General features: G+C 65.1%; 18 protein-coding genes and 1 riboswitch. Of the genes, 7 read left to right on the top strand and 11 right to left on the bottom strand.

Going from position 1 to position 15,365, the window contains the following annotated elements:
• Positions 1-4: 4 nt before the first annotated feature.
• The 4 genes from WG900_RS15370 to WG900_RS15355 form a co-directional block, all read right to left on the bottom strand.
• A complete protein-coding gene (locus WG900_RS15370; protein WP_339968391.1) occupies positions 5-388 on the bottom strand; it encodes a DUF1801 domain-containing protein in 384 nt (127 codons plus the stop codon).
• Complete coding sequence (gene thiC / locus WG900_RS15365) at positions 381-2,282, bottom strand: phosphomethylpyrimidine synthase ThiC (RefSeq protein WP_339968389.1); 1,902 nt, start codon at positions 2,280-2,282, stop codon at positions 381-383. Before thiC ends, WG900_RS15370 begins: the two co-directional genes overlap by 8 nt.
• A gap of 35 nt (positions 2,283-2,317) precedes the next feature.
• A riboswitch (TPP riboswitch) is annotated at positions 2,318-2,423 on the bottom strand.
• A 32-nt stretch (positions 2,424-2,455) separates the two neighbouring features.
• The gene (locus WG900_RS15360) at positions 2,456-3,217 is read right to left on the bottom strand and encodes a sulfite exporter TauE/SafE family protein (RefSeq protein ID WP_339968387.1); all 762 of its coding nucleotides are present in this window, start codon (positions 3,215-3,217) and stop codon (positions 2,456-2,458) included.
• Positions 3,218-3,221: 4 nt separating this feature from the next.
• A complete protein-coding gene (locus WG900_RS15355) occupies positions 3,222-3,548 on the bottom strand; it encodes an ArsR/SmtB family transcription factor (protein ID WP_339968385.1) in 327 nt (108 codons plus the stop codon).
• A gap of 65 nt (positions 3,549-3,613) precedes the next feature.
• On the opposite strand from WG900_RS15355, the gene WG900_RS15350 reads away from it, so the two are divergent.
• Positions 3,614-4,492, top strand: coding sequence for an MBL fold metallo-hydrolase (locus WG900_RS15350; RefSeq protein WP_339968383.1), 879 nt, complete (start codon positions 3,614-3,616; stop codon positions 4,490-4,492).
• A gap of 6 nt (positions 4,493-4,498) precedes the next feature.
• On the opposite strand, the gene WG900_RS15345 is transcribed toward WG900_RS15350, so the two are convergent.
• The gene (locus tag WG900_RS15345; protein WP_339968381.1) at positions 4,499-5,335 is read right to left on the bottom strand and encodes a MipA/OmpV family protein; all 837 of its coding nucleotides are present in this window, start codon (positions 5,333-5,335) and stop codon (positions 4,499-4,501) included.
• 143 nt (positions 5,336-5,478) lie between these two features.
• On the opposite strand from WG900_RS15345, the gene WG900_RS15340 reads away from it, so the two are divergent.
• The gene (locus tag WG900_RS15340; RefSeq protein ID WP_339968378.1) at positions 5,479-6,123 is read left to right on the top strand and encodes an SOS response-associated peptidase family protein; all 645 of its coding nucleotides are present in this window, start codon (positions 5,479-5,481) and stop codon (positions 6,121-6,123) included.
• Between the two features lie 6 nt (positions 6,124-6,129).
• On the opposite strand, the gene WG900_RS15335 is transcribed toward WG900_RS15340, so the two are convergent.
• Together WG900_RS15335 and WG900_RS15330 are read right to left on the bottom strand one after the other, a co-directional pair.
• The gene (locus tag WG900_RS15335) at positions 6,130-6,531 is read right to left on the bottom strand and encodes a hypothetical protein (protein WP_339968376.1); all 402 of its coding nucleotides are present in this window, start codon (positions 6,529-6,531) and stop codon (positions 6,130-6,132) included.
• A 73-nt stretch (positions 6,532-6,604) separates the two neighbouring features.
• Positions 6,605-6,763, bottom strand: a complete 159-nt coding sequence (locus WG900_RS15330) for a hypothetical protein (protein WP_339968374.1) — start codon at positions 6,761-6,763, stop codon at positions 6,605-6,607.
• Between the two features lie 68 nt (positions 6,764-6,831).
• Between WG900_RS15330 and WG900_RS15325 the strand changes: the two genes are divergently transcribed.
• Together WG900_RS15325 and WG900_RS15320 are read left to right on the top strand one after the other, a co-directional pair.
• Positions 6,832-7,395: a hypothetical protein gene (locus tag WG900_RS15325; RefSeq protein WP_339968372.1), complete on the top strand. Its 564-nt coding sequence runs from the start codon at positions 6,832-6,834 to the stop codon at positions 7,393-7,395.
• On the top strand, positions 7,392-7,550 hold the full coding sequence (locus tag WG900_RS15320) for a hypothetical protein (RefSeq protein ID WP_339968370.1): 159 nt from the start codon (positions 7,392-7,394) through the stop codon (positions 7,548-7,550). The genes WG900_RS15325 and WG900_RS15320 overlap by 4 nt, the downstream gene beginning before the upstream one ends.
• Positions 7,551-7,875: 325 nt before the next feature.
• Here the strand turns inward: WG900_RS15320 and WG900_RS15315 are convergent, their stop codons facing one another.
• Together WG900_RS15315 and gltX are read right to left on the bottom strand one after the other, a co-directional pair.
• The gene (locus WG900_RS15315) at positions 7,876-8,904 is read right to left on the bottom strand and encodes an aspartate-semialdehyde dehydrogenase (protein ID WP_339968619.1); all 1,029 of its coding nucleotides are present in this window, start codon (positions 8,902-8,904) and stop codon (positions 7,876-7,878) included.
• Positions 8,905-9,272: 368 nt separating this feature from the next.
• Positions 9,273-10,616, bottom strand: a complete 1,344-nt coding sequence (gltX, locus tag WG900_RS15310) for a glutamate--tRNA ligase (RefSeq protein WP_339968367.1) — start codon at positions 10,614-10,616, stop codon at positions 9,273-9,275.
• Positions 10,617-10,900: 284 nt separating this feature from the next.
• Between gltX and WG900_RS15305 the strand changes: the two genes are divergently transcribed.
• Both WG900_RS15305 and WG900_RS15300 read left to right on the top strand, forming a co-directional pair.
• On the top strand, positions 10,901-11,170 hold the full coding sequence (locus WG900_RS15305) for a hypothetical protein (RefSeq protein ID WP_339968366.1): 270 nt from the start codon (positions 10,901-10,903) through the stop codon (positions 11,168-11,170).
• Positions 11,171-11,180: 10 nt separating this feature from the next.
• Positions 11,181-11,669, top strand: a complete 489-nt coding sequence (locus tag WG900_RS15300; RefSeq protein WP_339968364.1) for a hypothetical protein — start codon at positions 11,181-11,183, stop codon at positions 11,667-11,669.
• Between the two features lie 24 nt (positions 11,670-11,693).
• Here the strand turns inward: WG900_RS15300 and WG900_RS15295 are convergent, their stop codons facing one another.
• A complete protein-coding gene (locus WG900_RS15295; protein ID WP_339968362.1) occupies positions 11,694-12,374 on the bottom strand; it encodes a hypothetical protein in 681 nt (226 codons plus the stop codon).
• 12 nt (positions 12,375-12,386) lie between these two features.
• Positions 12,387-14,048, bottom strand: coding sequence for an NAD+ synthase (locus WG900_RS15290; RefSeq protein ID WP_339968359.1), 1,662 nt, complete (start codon positions 14,046-14,048; stop codon positions 12,387-12,389).
• Positions 14,049-14,154: 106 nt separating this feature from the next.
• Between WG900_RS15290 and WG900_RS15285 the strand changes: the two genes are divergently transcribed.
• Positions 14,155-15,258, top strand: coding sequence for an acyltransferase family protein (locus WG900_RS15285; protein ID WP_339968357.1), 1,104 nt, complete (start codon positions 14,155-14,157; stop codon positions 15,256-15,258).
• Positions 15,259-15,365 lie beyond the last annotated feature (107 nt).

Genomic DNA, 15,365 nt, shown 5'->3' with positions numbered 1-15,365 from the left:
CGCCTCACTTGCGCGGCTTCTCCGGCGGCACGTAATCGCGCCCCGCGTTGTGCGCGATGGCATCGTGGATGAGCGCGGCGAAGGCTGCCTCGTCAAGCGTGTCACCTTCCTTCAGGTCTATCGCGCGGCGGGTGCCGGTGTCCTTGGCGGGGCCGAACAAACCGGCGGGATCGGACAGCTTGGCGCCGCGCGCGAAGGTGAGCTTAACCTTGTCTTTGTAGGTCTCGCCCGTGCAGATCAGCCCGCCGTGCGACCAGGTGGGCACGCCCGCCGGGTTGCTCGGCTTACGCCACTTGATCTCCTCGGTAACCGCAGGATCGGCGGCGAGGATAGCTGCGCGGACGCGGTCCAGGGTGACGGCGCGCCAGTCGGTGGTCGACTCAGTCATGCTCGCGGTCCCCCGCACCGATGTAGAGTTCGCGGCCGCCTTCGTCATAGGCCTTGCTCATTTGGGCATAGCCCGCGTCGATGTCCTCTTGAGACATCTCGGCTTCGGCCATGCCCTTTTCGGCATCTTCGGTGGCGATGAAGGCGGCGCTGTCCTGGTTTTGCAGCTTGGCGAATTCGCGGACTTCCTGACTGATCTTCATCGAGCAGAATTTCGGCCCGCACATCGAGCAGAAGTGTGCCGACTTGGCGCCTTCGGCCGGGAGCGTCTGGTCGTGGTACTGCTCTGCGGTGTCGGGATCGAGGCTGAGGTTGAACTGGTCACGCCAGCGGAATTCGAAGCGCGCCTTGCTCAGCGCGTCATCACGCACTTGCGCGGCAGGGTGCCCCTTGGCAAGGTCAGCCGCGTGGGCGGCGAGCTTGTAGGTGACCACACCAACCTTGACGTCGTCACGGTCGGGCAGGCCAAGGTGTTCCTTGGGCGTGACGTAGCAAAGCATCGCCGTGCCGTACCAGCCGATCTGCGCCGCGCCGATGCCGCTGGTGATGTGGTCGTAACCCGGCGCAATGTCGGTAACCAGCGGCCCGAGCGTGTAGAACGGAGCCTCGCCGCAAGCTTCGAGCTGCTTGTCCATGTTCTCCTTTATCTTGTGCATCGGCACGTGGCCGGGGCCTTCGATCATCACCTGCACGTCTTCCGCCCAGGCGCGCTTGGTCAGCTCGCCAAGGGTGTAGAGTTCGGCGAACTGGGCTTCGTCGTTGGCGTCATAGATCGATCCGGGGCGCAGGCCGTCTCCAAGCGAGTAGGCGACGTCGTAGGCCTTCATGATCTCGGTAATCTCGTCGAAGCGTTCGTAGAGGAACGATTCCTTGTGATGCGCGAGGCACCACTTGGCCATGATCGAGCCGCCGCGGCTGACGATGCCGGTCATCCGCTTGGCCGCCAGCGGGATGTAGGGCAGGCGCACGCCGGCGTGGATGGTGAAGTAATCGACGCCCTGTTCGGCCTGTTCAATCAGGGTATCGCGGAAGATCTCCCAGTTGAGGTCCTCGGCCACGCCGCCGACCTTTTCCAGCGCCTGATAGATCGGCACGGTGCCGATGGGGACGGGGCTGTTGCGCAGGATCCATTCGCGGGTGTCGTGGATGTTGCGCCCCGTCGAGAGGTCCATGACCGTATCCGCGCCCCACCGGATCGACCAGACCATCTTGTCGACTTCGCTGGCCACGTCCGAAGCTACCGCCGAGTTGCCGATGTTGGCGTTGATCTTGACGAGGAAATTGCGCCCGATCGCCATCGGCTCGCTCTCGGGGTGGTTGATGTTGCTGGGGATGATCGCGCGGCCCCGGGCGACTTCATCGCGGACGAATTCCGGGGTGACATAGTCGGGGATCGCGGCGCCGTAGCTGTCACCGTCGCGCTTATACTCCTTGAGCATTTCGCGCCCGAGGTTTTCGCGCACGGCGACATATTCCATCTCGGGCGTGATGATGCCCTTGCGGGCGTAATGCATCTGGCTGACGTTGGCGCCAGCCTTGGCGCGCAGGACCTGGCGGCGGACATTCGGGAAGGCAGGCACGCCACCGGAACGGTCCGGGCCGAGCTGGCCGTTATCCTCGGGCTTGACCTCGCGCTGGGTCACTTCCTCCACATCGCCGCGCCCGCGAATCCAGGCGGCGCGGACCTCGGGCAGACCGGCGGCGATGTCGATCGTAGCGGCAGTGTCGGTGTACGGCCCCGAGGTGTCGTAGACCCGCACCGGCGGTTCACCGCTGGTCGGCTCAAGGTAAATCTCGCGCATGGCGACGCCGAGGGGTCCGACGTGGATCTTCTTCGATCCGCGGATCGGCCCCGTGGTCACACCTATTTCGAGCTTGCTGTTGATGTCGGCCATGCGAAGTCCTTCTTGGACGAAAGGCCGGGCGCGCGCGGGATGCGACAACCCTTCCCTCCGCCCGTGCTAACGGGTTCAGGTTCAACGGGTCGGGCTGCGTTACCAGCCCCTCTCAGTCACACGACTCCCCGGGGATGGCGCGACATTAGGGGAGGTGCCCGAAAGGGGCAAGCTCACTTCAGCAAGATGAACAAGGCCACGGCGATGACCATCACGGCAAAGGCCGTGCGGGCGAGTTTCACCCGGCTCTCCAGTCGCTTCGCCAGCGGCAGGGCGGCGAGCGTGCCAACCGCTCCGCCCGCCACCAGCGCGCCGAACAGCGGCCAGTCGATCTGGCCCGATGCGGCGTAGCTGGCCGAAGTGGCCGTGCCGAACAGAGTGACCGAAACCAGCGAGCTTGCCCCGGCATTGGCCAGCGTCATGCCGGTCGAGGCCATCAGGCCCGGGGCGATCAGGAAGCCGCCGCCGATGCCGAAGAACCCCGCGGCCAGGCCGGTGAGCAGACCGACAGGGGCCAGCTTGAACACCATCGGCCCGGTCAGGTGGACACCGGGATCGCCCACGCCCTTTTTCGCCAGCAGCATCGACAGGGCAATCGCGATCATGGCGAGCGCGAACCAGAACAATAGCGCCTGACCATCAACCTGCTTGGCCAGCTGTGCTCCGCCAAGCGCCCCGGCGAGGCCGGACAAGGCGAAAACGCTGGCGCAGGGCCACTTCACCCGCCCTGACCTCGCCTGCGCGGCAAGGCCGGTCGCGGCGTTCACCGCCACCGCCGCCGCCGAAGTGCCGATGGCGGCGTGAACATCTGCCAGACCGACGACATAGATCAGCCACGGCGTTGCCAGCACCGATCCGCCGCCGCCGAACAGAGTCAGCAGCAGGCCGATCAGAGCGCCGCCCAGGCCGGCGAGGAGGAGCGGTTCCCAGCCCATAGCCTCAGGCCCTGATTTCAGGCGGGCAGAACAGCTCAGCCAGCGTCTCGATCATCCGCATCACGGCCGGGTCGGCAATTCGGTAAAAGATCATCTGTCCCTCCCGCCGGGTGGTCACCGCGCCGTGCTCGCGCAGCAGGGCGAGGTGCTGCGACAGCGCCGACTGGGAAAGGCCGATGCGCATCTGCAGCTCGGTGACCGAGAGCTCCCCCTCGGAAAGCTGGCACAGAACCATCAGACGCTTTTCGTTTCCGAGCAACTTGAGCAGGGCGGCAGCGCGTCCCGCACTGTTTTCGAACTGGGCGAGGTTGAGTTGGATGAGGTCGAACATGGATTGAATTATATGGCTTGATTCTAAATTAGCAAGTGCTAATATCTGTTGCGAGGAGACAGTTCATGTCCGCCGCAACTGCCAATGCCCCCCATGTCGAAGGCTTCTTCGACCCCGCCACCTTCACCGCCACTTACGTGGTCCACGATCCGGCCACCCGGCGCGCGGCGATCATCGATCCCGTGCTGGATTACAGCCCGCGCAATGCCCGCACTTCCACCAAGTCCGCGGACGCGCTGCTGGCCTATGTGGCGCGTGAAGGCCTGACGCTTGACTGGCTGCTGGAAACCCACGCCCATGCCGATCACTTGTCCGCCGCGCATTACCTGCGCGAGCAGACCGGCGCGCCGATTGTCATCGGTCGGCACATAACCGCCGTTCAAAAGGCTTTCGCCCCGTTGTTCGGCGCCGACGATGTGACGCCCGATGGCAGCCAGTTCGACCGTCTGATCGATGAAGGCGAGGAACTGCCGCTGGGCACGCTTGCCATCCGCGTGATGCACACGCCGGGCCATACCCCGGCCTGCGTGACCTACCTGATCGGCGATGCGGCCTTCGTCGGCGATACCCTGTTCATGCCGGACTATGGCACGGCGCGGAGCGACTTTCCCGGCGGCAGTGCCCATGCGCTCTACGCCTCGATCCGCAAGATCCTCGCCCTGCCAGCAGAGACGCGCATGTTTGTCGGCCACGATTACCTGCCTGCGGGCCGCAGCGACTACGCTTTTGAAACCAGCGTGGCCGAGCAGAACGCCGACAACGTCCATATCCACGCCGGGGTGAGCGAAGCCGATTTCGTGGCGCAGCGCGAGGCGCGCAATGCCCTGCTGGAAGCACCGGCGCTCATCTTGCCGTCCTTGCAAGTCAACATCCGCGCCGGGGCCATGCCGCCGGCAGAGGCCAACGGCAAAACCTACCTGAAACTGCCGGTCAACGCGCTCTAAGCGGCGTCAGAAGGTATAGCCCAGTCCGCCGATCAGGCGGAACTGGTCCGCATCGCCGGCGACCGAGACAATCGGCGAGCGCGCGAACTTGCCCGTGATGCGCGACCAGCCGCCGAGCGCGAACAGGCTCCAGCCGCGGCGGGGGTCGCGGCCAAGCCCGTGGGTGGCAAGCGCGGTCAGCCCGACGCTCTCCAGCCCGCCGCCATTGGTCGTGTAAGCGGGGAGCAGGCTGCCGGCCGGGACATCGTAATAGGTCCGGGCAAAGCCCTTGCCGACAAAATCGGCCGAGGCGCGCAGCTGGGTGAAGGTCCGCTTGCCTAGCAGGGTCTGGTAGCCGATCGAGGGGCGGATGACGTAGCTCTTGTGCACCTTGCCGACATCGTGGACCAGCGTGACATCAGCCGAGACCTCGTCAAAGCGGGAAAATATGCCGCGCTTGCCAAGGCCGAAATAGCCGCCTGCCTCGAACGCTGCGTCCAGTTCACCCAGCGCCGTAACGCGCGCATCCTTGACCGCGCCGGTGCGTTCGAGCCGCACCTGCACCACCGGCCCGGCGATCACGTCAATATCCGCGCCGCGCCCTTCGCGGGCAAGATCGACGTAAAGGTTGGTGCCACGCATGGCAAAGCTGAAGCCCGAGACCGAGCCCTGTACGATGCCGCCCGGCTGGAATTCGTAATCGTCCGAACCCGAATAATCGGGCGCGATGCCGCCGCCGAGCCCGATGGTAGCGCGGTCCGCCGCCCACTTGCCCTCTGGTTCGGCGGGCCGGCCTTCCTGAGCCAGCGCGGGCGCGGCGAGGAGGAGCGAAGCGGCAAGCGCGGGGATAAAGACACGGGGCATGAGGCGAAGTCTCCGGTTCGCGCCGGGGATTGGCGCACCGTGCAGATAAGGCGCAATCGCCGCCACGCAACGTGTCCTTTGGGGCAAAAACGCCCGTCCCTGCATGGACATTGCCGGAGCGGCTGCGCCATGGTCCGCCGGCTATGCCCACGCTCTACCGCCTCAACCCCGCCGCCCCGGCCATTGCCGCGCATTTTTCCGCGCGGGCGGGGAAGGATCCTTGGGCAGGCGGAACGATCGCGCCGCATACCTTTGCGCCGGTCATCACATCGGGGCGCGAGGAGGTGGCAGGGCCGCGCCCGGATATCGAGCCGCCGCGCCGCCTGATCCCGCGCCTGTGGGGCGTGCCGCCGCCCCCTTCGGCAGGCGATCCCTCGCGGCTGGTGCTCACCGTGCGCAATTCCGGCAGTCCGTTCTGGATGGGCAACCTCAAGAACAGCGAGTTCCGATGCCTAGTGCCGGCGAGCGCCTTCATGGCCTGGGGGCGCAACGATCCCGCCACCGGCCGCCGCCGCCAGCACTGGTTCGCGCCAGCTGACCAAGCAATGGGGGACCAACCGCTGTTCGCCATGGCGGGCGTGTGGAAGGACAGCGAGATCGCCAGCTTCGCCCTGCTCACCTGCGAGCCCAACGCCCTGCTGCGCGAGGCAGGGATCGAGCGGATGCCGGTGATCCTCCCCGCCGATCCGCGCGCCTGGACGACATGGCTGCGCGGCGAATGGAAACGGGCAGAGCCGCTGATCGCGCCCTATTCGTCGGGAATGATGCGCGATCTGGCGGCTAGTTGAACCGCCCTAATTGAATCGAAGTGCTCCCGCCACGTTGAGCGCGAGGCCAAACAGCATCGTCGCCGTGGCCCAGCCGCGGTGCATATGTGTCAGGCTGCGCAGCCAGAACTGGGTGTAGAGGTCGCAGAAGCCGAGGATGGCGATCGCCTCGATAATCATCAGCCCGCCCAGCGCCTTCATCACGCAGGCCAAGGTATCCGCCGGGACCCACGGATTGGCGAGATAGACGAGCGTGCCGATCAGCAGTTCGAGCAGCCCGCAGACGAATTGCAGCGTCGGCGATCCCTCGATCTCGTCGAGCATGGTGCGCCAGATTCCGGGTTTGCGCAGCGCGCCGATGCCGGCAAACATCGCGGCAAGCCCCAGCATGAGTGCGGACCAAGCAGGCGCGTCGATGGGTTGGGTCATAAGACCTTTTCCTTCCTTCCCAACGGCGCCCGGCGTGACGATGGCGAAGGATTTGGCCCAAGTCCAGTGGGAGTTACCTGCCGACCGCATGCGGCGGCACGGCATTGATCTCCGCCCTGGTCCGCACGCCGTCCTTGTCGGTATCAAGCCGGTCGAAGTTGGCGAGCGTGGCGGCGCGGTATTCGACCATGGTGATCACCTGATCGCGGTTGCCATCGAAGCGGGTCATCATCGGGGTTGCCCGGATCCTGCACCAGCGCAGCGAATTCGCCGGGAGTGGGCACCCCGTTGCGATCGGCATTGAGCCGCGCGAACAGCGTCGCACTGGGCGCAGGTTCGGTTGCAGGTGACGCCAACACGGTTTTGGTCAGCGCTGCCAGCTCTGAACGCCGCGTTGTCAACGTTGCTGCCGGCACGGCAGCAACCGATGCGGTGAACAAGGGCCGGCTCGATGCTGAAACGGCAGCCCGCGTTGCGGCTGACGCCACGCTGACCACCAACCTGGCAGCTGAAGTCACCCGTGCAACGGCGGCTGAAGCCACGCTTCAGACCAACATCAACACTGAAGCCGCCACCCGCGCCGCTGCGGACACCACGCTGACGACGAACCTCAACGCCGAAGTCGCCAACCGCATCACGGCTGTGTCGAACGAGGCAACTGCCCGCATCGCTGCGGACAATGCCGAAGCGTCGGCCCGCGCCGCTGCGGATACCAACCTGCAGAACCAAATCACCGAGCTGGGGACCAACCTCAACGCGCTGGTCAACCGCTTGGGCGCCCTTGAAAACTACGCTGCGGCATCGACCGCACTGGCAGTCGCCAGGGCGGATCGCCGTTCCTGCCGGACAAGAAGGTTTCGATGACGGCAAACGTCGCCACTTATGATCGCGCCTATGCCGGTTCATTCCAGCTCAACGCTCTCGTGTCCGAAAACGTCGCGCTGAACGCCGCCGTTGCCACGGGCTTCAACAAGGGCGGCAAGACGGCAGACCGCGTTGGTCTGACTTTCGGCTTCTAAGTCAAATACAGTTCCACCGAGGGCGGGGGCAGCTTCGGCTGTTCCCCGTCTCTCGTTTGAGCACTGATGGGTTGATGGTGTTCACACAGAGACGCAGAGGACGAAGGGGAGTAGCGTCGGCGGCAAAGCCGCTCTATCCAACCAACGGCTCCACTGTCGGCTGCGGTCGATGAGAATTCTAAGCCTTCGGCTGGGCGCCATCCCTCTGCGCCGCCACTTTCTTCTGTGCGCCTCTGCGTGGACCCTCTTCTCCCCTCACCCCAAACGCAAAAAGGGCGAGTGACCAAGCCACCCGCCCCTCCGCACTCCCAAGTAAACCGCGCCCTTACCCCAGCAGCACTTCCGCAATCTGCACCGCGTTGAGCGCCGCGCCCTTGCGCAGGTTGTCGTTCGACAGGAACAGCGCCAAACCGTGCTCAACGGTGGGATCGCGGCGCACGCGGCCGACGAAGACCGGGTCCTTGCCGGTCGCCTCAAGCGGATTGGGCACTTCGGTCACCACCACGCCCGGCGCGCTTTCCAGCAGTTCGAGCGCGCGTTCGGGGCTGATCGGGCGATCGAACTCAGCATTAATTGACAGCGAGTGGCCGGTGAACACCGGCACGCGCACGCAGGTGCCCGACACCGGCAGGCCCGGCAGATTAAGGATCTTGCGGCTTTCGTCGCGCAGCTTGATCTCTTCCTCGGTATAGCCGTCCTCGGCATAGACATAGTTCAGCGGCACGACATTGTGCGCCATCGGCACGGCCCACTTTTCCGCCGCCGGCAGCATCGCCGCGGTGTCGCCCTGAGCCAGAGCCGCCGCCTTGTCGCCCACATGGGCAACTTGCCGCGCCAGCACATCGATGCCTTCCAGCCCGCCGCCCGAAACCGCCTGATAGGTCGAGCAGATCAGCCGCGACAGGCCGGCCTCGTCGTGCAGCACCTTGAGCACCGGCATAGCCGCCATCGTCGTGCAATTGGGGTTGGCAATGATGCCCTTGGGCAGATCGACAAGCGCCTCGGGGTTCACTTCGGCAACGACCAGCGGCACGTCCGAGTCCGAACGCCAGGCCGACGAATTGTCGATAACGATGGCACCAGCCGCCGCCGCCTTGGGCGCGAGTTCCTTCGAAGCGGAACCACCGGCAGAGAACAGCACGACATCAAGGCCGGCGAAATCGGCGGTCGCGGCGTCTTCCACCGTCACCCCGTCCAGCACCTTGCCCGCCGAGCGCGCCGAGGCAAACAAGCGCAGCGAGGCGAGCGGGAAATTGCGTTCGGCAAGGATTTCGCGGATCATCGAGCCGACCAACCCGGTCGCGCCGACAATGCCGACGTTGAGCTTCTGGCCGGGAGCGAACTTGGATACCATCATCACTTCTCCATATCTGGGAGCAGCGCGAGGGTTGGTATATCCGTGATTGGAAGCCCCGCCTGCTCTTGCGGGGCGGGTTGCCGTGAAAGCCTTACTTGGCCAGCACCAGGGCAACCGTTCCCGCATTGGCGGTCGGTTTGCTGGTAATGGTAATGATCGGCTTCACGAACATGGTGGGGCACCTAGCCAGACGTCCACGCAATGTAAATGCCTTTTGTTGCACTGCGGCAGATAGATTGTTTCAAGGGAAACTTGTCGGCGAGCTGAAAGCTCAGTCGCCCCCGCGCAGGCGGGGGTGCATCAGGTCAGGCGACCGTGCGCTTCGGTAGGTGGATGGATCCCCGCCTTCGCGGGGATGACGGTAATTAATTCGATGCCGCCGCCCGCAATCTGACCAGCGCCTCATCCCGCCCGATCAGCGGCAGCAGCGCTCCCATGTCAGGTCCGTGTTCGCGCCCGGTCAGCGCAAGCCGGAGCGGCAGGAACAGGGCCTTGCCCTTGCGCGCCGTCGCTTCCTTGAGTACCCCGGTCAGCGCCTGCCACGGGCTGTCACCCCAGTCCTGCGCGGCGAGTGTATCGGCGGCGACGGCAAGGAACGCACGATCCTCGGCCTCGAGCGGAGGCACGGCAATCGGCCCCTTGACCACGGCCCACCAGTCCGCCGCCTCGGCCACGGTCGGCAGATTGGGCTGTACCGCCTGCCAGCCAGCTTCATCCATGTCTGCCGGTAACCGGGCGGCCACCTGCGCATAGGGCAGCCGGTGGACGACCTGCGCGTTGAGCCGCGCCAGTTCCGCCTCGTCGAATCGCGCCGGTGCGCGGCCGAAGGTGTTGAGCTGGAACGTGGCGGCGAGCTGATCGCGGTCAAGCACCGGCTCGACCGGCTGCGACGTGCCTAGCCGCGCCAGCATGGAAAGCACGGCCTCCGGCTCGATGCCCTCAGCGCGCAGGTCCTCCATGCCGAGCGATCCCAGCCGCTTGGATAGCTTGCCCTCGCTGCCCACCAGCAGCGCCTCGTGCGCAAAGGCCGGCGGGTCGATACCGAAAGCGGCGAACATCTGCACCTGCGTCGCGGTGTTGGACACGTGATCCTCGCCGCGCAGCACATCCGTCACGCCCATGGCGATATCGTCGATCACGCTGGGGAGCATATAGAGCCACGAACCATCGGCGCGGCGGATCACCGGGTCGGACATCTGGCCGGCGTCGAAGTGCTGCCGCCCGCGAATGCCGTCGATCCATTCGATCGGCTGGTTGCGGTTCAGCAGAAAGCGCCAATGCGGTGCCTCTCCCGCTGCCGCTCTGGCTGCATGGTCGGCTTTGGTCAGGTCCAGCGCCGCGCGGTCATAGATCGGCGGCAGGCCGCGCCCGAGCAGGACCTTGCGCTTGAGGTCAAGCTCCTGCGCGGTTTCATAGCAGCGATAGACCAAGCCCGAGGCGACCAGCTTGGCAAACTCGGCCTCGTAAAGTTCGAACCGCGCGGACTGGCGCTCTTCGCCATCGGGGACGATGCCCAGCCAGGCCAGATCGGCGCGGATCGCCTCGACGTACTCCTCGCGGCTACGCGCCGCATCGGTATCGTCGATCCGCAGCAGGAACCGCCCACCCGCTTGCCGCGCCAGCAGCCAGTTGTGCAGCGCAGTGCGCACATTGCCGACATGGAGGCGCCCGGTCGGGCTGGGGGCGAAGCGGGTGACTACGGCGGACATGGCGCGCCTATAGACGCTAGTTCAGGCAAGGCAAAACACCCATTCTCGATGCAACAGTCAGCGCCGAGGGCTTGCTCCAGCCAGCCGGATTTCGGACATATTATGGAATTCCATAGGTAAAATTGCTCGAAAGCCGCGCCATGTGCAATCCGTCTCACTACCAACACGTCCTGACCCTTCTGTACGGTAGATGTTGTCGAGCATGGCGGCCAATATCCGGGAGGCCAAACCAGCATTTTCGCGACGAGCAGATTTTCCATGTCATCGCTGCAGTCGTGATTGTAATGAGCACTGCCGCCAGCCTTTCTCCGCCAGCAATTGATCCGGAATGGAAGACACCGTCCGAAGCCTATGATCTCGCGCTCGCGGGGCTTAATACGGTGGGCAAGATCGTCGGCGCAGCACATCAGCGCGCGCGCCGCCCCGGCACGACGGAAGCGGTCTACCAGCTTGAACAAGTTGTGCGTTACCGCTTCTACCACGGCTATTCGCGCTATGGCTTTAATGAGAACTGGCTGGCCTGGCGGGCAGCGCACGGTCCATCCGGATCTTGACGCTATTGTCATGCCGGAAGAAATCGCCCGCCACGGCGCCGCCGCCTGTAGCCAGCAGGCCATCGTCGTCCAGGCGGCGATGACCCGGATAAGGGTAACCTATGCCTCGGTCGAAGTGACCGACTATTTCATGACAGCCCCGTGGATCAACGGTGAATGGCATATTGTCGATCCGTGCGGCCCCAACGAGCGCAACCGATCGCGCCTGTTCAAGCTGGAAGAACTGATGGCCCTCGCCGGTCGCCAGGCGATGTTCCCCGGTGCCCACGCCAGTGCCAAGTGGGATCACTTGCGCTTTGCCGTGCCCCGACTGGTCAAGATCGAGGAATTTTCCGCCAGCCGGGCGCGGCTGTTCCACCAGGTCATCGGATGGCTGAGCCACTGGCTGTGGCTGCCGCTGCTGTCGTTGCTGCTCGCCCGCATCGCTTCGCGCCGCCGCCCGTCGCTGTGGCGGAGGCTACCGCAGGGTGGGGGAACTGCGCCCGCACCGGCCATTTGACCCTGACGCCTTAGCCCAACCGCCTTAGCCTGGCAGTCGCCGGCGCGCCCGGGCAATATCGTCGCGCATGTCGGCCAGCACCTGCGCATCGCTGGGCGCGCCGTGGGCCGTGACCCATGGCTCGCATTCGGCAATCTCGAGCAGCATCAGGTCCAGTTCCGCCGGCATCCGTTCGGCCATGTCCTGCGCGCATGTTGGTACCGGCTTGCCCGCTGCAATGGCCTTGAGCGCTGCCCCGACATAGCGCCAGCGGGCGCGGGCGGCGGTCATCGCCTTGTGCAGGTGCTGGCGCAGCAACTGGACCGCCAGCGCCGCCTCGCCCTGTGCCACCAACCCCTCGATCGCCATGCGGTTGCGCGGGGCCAGCCAGTCAAGCTCGGCAAAACCCGGACGGGCGCGCAGCCAGTCCGCCAACCGCGCGCAGGCACCTTGCGCGAGGTAACGCTCGGTCAGTGGCAAGGAGATAGCATGGCCGAGGTCGACGAACAGGTCGCTGGCATCCTGCCGCGTGATCTCACCGGCGACAAAGGCCGCGCTGGCGACCGAACCGACAGCTTCGAAATCGCGGCGGAACAGCTTGAAGGTCAGCTTTGTCCGCTCGACCATTTCCCGCCCCAGCGCATCAAGGTGCGGCGGCGGCGGAGATCGATCAAGGCCGTAAATGCGGCGCTCGACCGGGGACAGGTCGTCAGGATCGTCCGGCATTCCCAGCCCCAATCAGGCCGAACGGAAGGCATGCGTGATCGGATAACGCCGGTCGCGCCCGAAATTGCGGCTGCCCAGCTTGACGCCCGGAGGCGCCTGCCGCCGCTTGTATTCGGCCAAGTGGAGCAGCCGCTCGATCCGCACCACGACATCGCGGTCAAACCCTTCGACCACTAGTTGATCCACTGACTTTTCGTGCTCCACCAGACCCAGCAGGATGCCATCGAGCAACTTGTAGGGCGGCAGCGAATCCTCATCCTTCTGGTCGGGCCGCAGTTCGGCAGACGGCGGCCGGATGATGATACCTTCGGGCATGACCGGGCCGTCCGGGCCAAGGCCGATGGCTGGTTTGTTCTTATTGCGCCACTGACTGATGGCGAAGACAGTCATCTTGTAGGCGTCCTTCAGCGGGTTGTAGCCGCCCGCCATGTCGCCATAGATCGTCGCATAGCCGACGCTCATTTCGCTCTTGTTGCCGGTGGTCAGCAGCATCGGCCCGAACTTGTTCGACAGCGCCATCAGCGTTACCCCGCGGATGCGTGACTGGACGTTCTCCTCGGTGATGTCGACGTCCTTGTCGGCAAAGGTGCCCTCCAGCATGGTGTCAAAGGCATCGACGGCAGTGACAATGGGAATCGTGTCATAACGGCAGCCGATCATCCGCGCGCATTCAGTGGCAAGGTCAAGGCTGAGCTGACTGGTGAACCGGCTCGGCAGCATCACGCACCACACGCGGTCGGGGCCGAGCGCATCGGCGGCGATGGCGGCGCAGATCGCGCTGTCGATCCCGCCCGACAGGCCGAGCACGACGCCGGGGAAGCGGTTGCGGTCCACGTAATCGCGCAGGGCCAGCACCATCGCGCAATATATGTCCGCCGGATGATCGGCGAGCGCGGCGATTTCGCCCCTATCGCAGGTCCAGCCGCCCTCGCCGCGCCGCCAGGTGGTGTGGACCTCCTGCTCGACCCAGTCGGCCATCTGGATCGCCAGGCTGCCATCGCCGTTTATCACGAAGCTCGCACCGTCAAACACCAATTCGTCCTGCCCGCCGATGCGATTGAGGTAAGCGATCGGCAGGCCGGTATCGACCGCACGGCGCTTGGCTACGCCATCAATGCGCAGCGCGTCCTTGTCGATCTCGTAAGGGCTGCCGTTCGGGCAAAGCAGGATCTCCGCACCGAAATCGGCGAGGTGATCGCAGACATCGGGGTGCCAGATGTCCTCGCAGATCGGCACGCCGATCAGCACGCCGCGGAACGGAATTGGTTCGGGCAGCGGACCGGGCTGGAACAGGCGCACTTCATCGAAAGTGCCGTAATTGGGCAATTCGTGCTTGAGCCGGATCGCCGCGACCTTGCCTTCGTCAAGCAGCGCCACCCCGTTGTGCAGCGCGCCATCGACCACGAAGACCGAGCCGACCAGCATCGCCGGCCCACCATCGGCCGTGGCCAAAGCCAGCCGCTCCAGTTCCGCCGCCGCGCGGGTGATCAGCGCCGGCTTGAGCACCAGATCCTCGGGCGGATAACCGATCAGGTGCAGTTCGGGAAAAAGGATCAGGTCCGCACCGGCGGCTGCAGCGCGTTTCCGCACCCCCAGCATCTGCGCGGCATTGCCGGCAAGATCGCCGACAGACTGGTTGAGCTGGGCGAACGTGATCTTGAGGGTATCGGCCATGGGGCAGTCCTAAACTCCAAGCCCCTGCGCTGCAATCTACAGATTTTCAGCACGGGGCAAGCGGCGGCCTTGCGGGGGCAAGGCGGCGCACTATGGTCCGCCCGCGATGAACGAGCACGCCGACAAAATTCCTGCACCGACCGCTGCGCCCCCGGCGCGCCCAGCCAATGCCGTGGGCTTCCTGCGGCTCGTTCTCGCCTCGCTGGTGATTGTCAGCCACGTGCCGCAGATCATCGACGGCAATCCGTCACGCGATCCGCTCTATTGGCTGACCGGTACGATGGGGCTTGGCGGCGCGGCGGTGAGCGGGTTTTTCGTGATCAGCGGTTACTTGATCGCCGCGAGTTTCCAGAACCAGCCAACGATCCGCGCCTATCTCGCACGGCGGATTGCGCGAATATACCCCGCGTTCCTGATCGCCAGCCTGTTCTGCGTGGTGGTTGCCGCGCCCATCGGGGGCGTTTCATGGGCAGCGATTGCGGCAGCCGTGCCAGACCTGCTGGAGCGTGCGTTCTGGCTCAACGGGCCCGAGATTCGCGGTGCTTACGCCGGGACCCATTATGCCAGCATCAATGGATCAATGTGGACCATTGCGCACGAGTTCCGCTGCTATCTGCTGGTCATCGTGCTGGGGGTGATCGGTGCCTTTCGCTGGCGGGCAAGCGTGCCGCTGCTAGCGGTGCTGCTGTTTGCAGGCAATGCGATTCTGGCCGGCCACATCGCCTGGCCCGAGGCGCGGGCGTGGATCGTCTGGGCTGTGCCGGTTGCCGGGCCGGCGAATGCGCTGCGGCTGACTGCGGTGTTCCTCGTGGGCACCACTTTTTACCTCTACCGTGACCGGATCGCCTTCAAGCCATGGATCGCGCTGCTCGCTTTTGCCGTGCTGGTGCCCCAGCTGTGCCAGCCGGCTCTGGCCGATCCCGCCTTTGCCTTGCTGGGCGGCTATGTCCTGTTGACGATCGCCTTGTGCGTCCAGCATGGGCCGCTGACCCGGATCAACGCGAAGACCGACATTTCCTACGGCGTCTACCTCTATGCCTGGCCCGTGTCGAAGATACTGCTGGCAATCTGGCCGGCGATGCCTCTGGCGCTGTGCATCGCGCTCGATTTTGCCATCGCCTGCGCGCTAGGCTGGGTGAGCTGGCACCTGATCGAGAAGCGCGCGATGACTGTGTTTTCCCGCAAGCGCGCACCTGCCCCAACTGCCTGAGCGCCGCCTGAGCGCAGGCCGGCCAGCACCCCGCCCCGGTTTTCATTGCCAAAGCGCAGGTAATGGTCCATAGCGCGCGGGCTAACGTCGCCTGCGACGGAATATAT

This window comes from Novosphingobium aquae, assembly GCF_037572715.1.
In the GTDB taxonomy this organism is placed as follows: Bacteria; Pseudomonadota; Alphaproteobacteria; order Sphingomonadales; family Sphingomonadaceae; genus Novosphingobium; species Novosphingobium aquae.
Note: the sequence above shows the minus strand (reverse complement) of the source record. Positions and strands in the feature narration are given on the sequence as shown.

Bases quoted from the DNA above. Each gene is read 5' to 3' on its own strand.
- WG900_RS15305 (WP_339968366.1), top strand. From the start codon at position 10,901: ATGAGCACTGCCGCCAGCCTTTCTCCGCCAGCAATTGATCCGGAATGG.
- gltX (WP_339968367.1), bottom strand. From the start codon at position 10,616: ATGTCCGCCGTAGTCACCCGCTTCGCCCCCAGCCCGACCGGGCGCCTC.
- WG900_RS15295 (WP_339968362.1), bottom strand. From the start codon at position 12,374: ATGCCGGACGATCCTGACGACCTGTCCCCGGTCGAGCGCCGCATTTAC.
- WG900_RS15285 (WP_339968357.1), top strand. From the start codon at position 14,155: ATGAACGAGCACGCCGACAAAATTCCTGCACCGACCGCTGCGCCCCCG.
- WG900_RS15370 (WP_339968391.1), bottom strand. From the start codon at position 388: ATGACTGAGTCGACCACCGACTGGCGCGCCGTCACCCTGGACCGCGTC.
- WG900_RS15345 (WP_339968381.1), bottom strand. From the start codon at position 5,335: ATGCCCCGTGTCTTTATCCCCGCGCTTGCCGCTTCGCTCCTCCTCGCC.
- WG900_RS15340 (WP_339968378.1), top strand. From the start codon at position 5,479: ATGCCCACGCTCTACCGCCTCAACCCCGCCGCCCCGGCCATTGCCGCG.
- WG900_RS15350 (WP_339968383.1), top strand. From the start codon at position 3,614: ATGTCCGCCGCAACTGCCAATGCCCCCCATGTCGAAGGCTTCTTCGAC.
- WG900_RS15335 (WP_339968376.1), bottom strand. From the start codon at position 6,531: ATGACCCAACCCATCGACGCGCCTGCTTGGTCCGCACTCATGCTGGGG.
- thiC (WP_339968389.1), bottom strand. From the start codon at position 2,282: ATGGCCGACATCAACAGCAAGCTCGAAATAGGTGTGACCACGGGGCCG.
- WG900_RS15330 (WP_339968374.1), bottom strand. From the start codon at position 6,763: ATGATGACCCGCTTCGATGGCAACCGCGATCAGGTGATCACCATGGTC.
- WG900_RS15355 (WP_339968385.1), bottom strand. From the start codon at position 3,548: ATGTTCGACCTCATCCAACTCAACCTCGCCCAGTTCGAAAACAGTGCG.
- WG900_RS15315 (WP_339968619.1), bottom strand. From the start codon at position 8,904: ATGGTATCCAAGTTCGCTCCCGGCCAGAAGCTCAACGTCGGCATTGTC.
- WG900_RS15290 (WP_339968359.1), bottom strand. From the start codon at position 14,048: ATGGCCGATACCCTCAAGATCACGTTCGCCCAGCTCAACCAGTCTGTC.
- WG900_RS15320 (WP_339968370.1), top strand. From the start codon at position 7,392: ATGACGGCAAACGTCGCCACTTATGATCGCGCCTATGCCGGTTCATTC.
- WG900_RS15300 (WP_339968364.1), top strand. From the start codon at position 11,181: ATGCCGGAAGAAATCGCCCGCCACGGCGCCGCCGCCTGTAGCCAGCAG.
- WG900_RS15360 (WP_339968387.1), bottom strand. From the start codon at position 3,217: ATGGGCTGGGAACCGCTCCTCCTCGCCGGCCTGGGCGGCGCTCTGATC.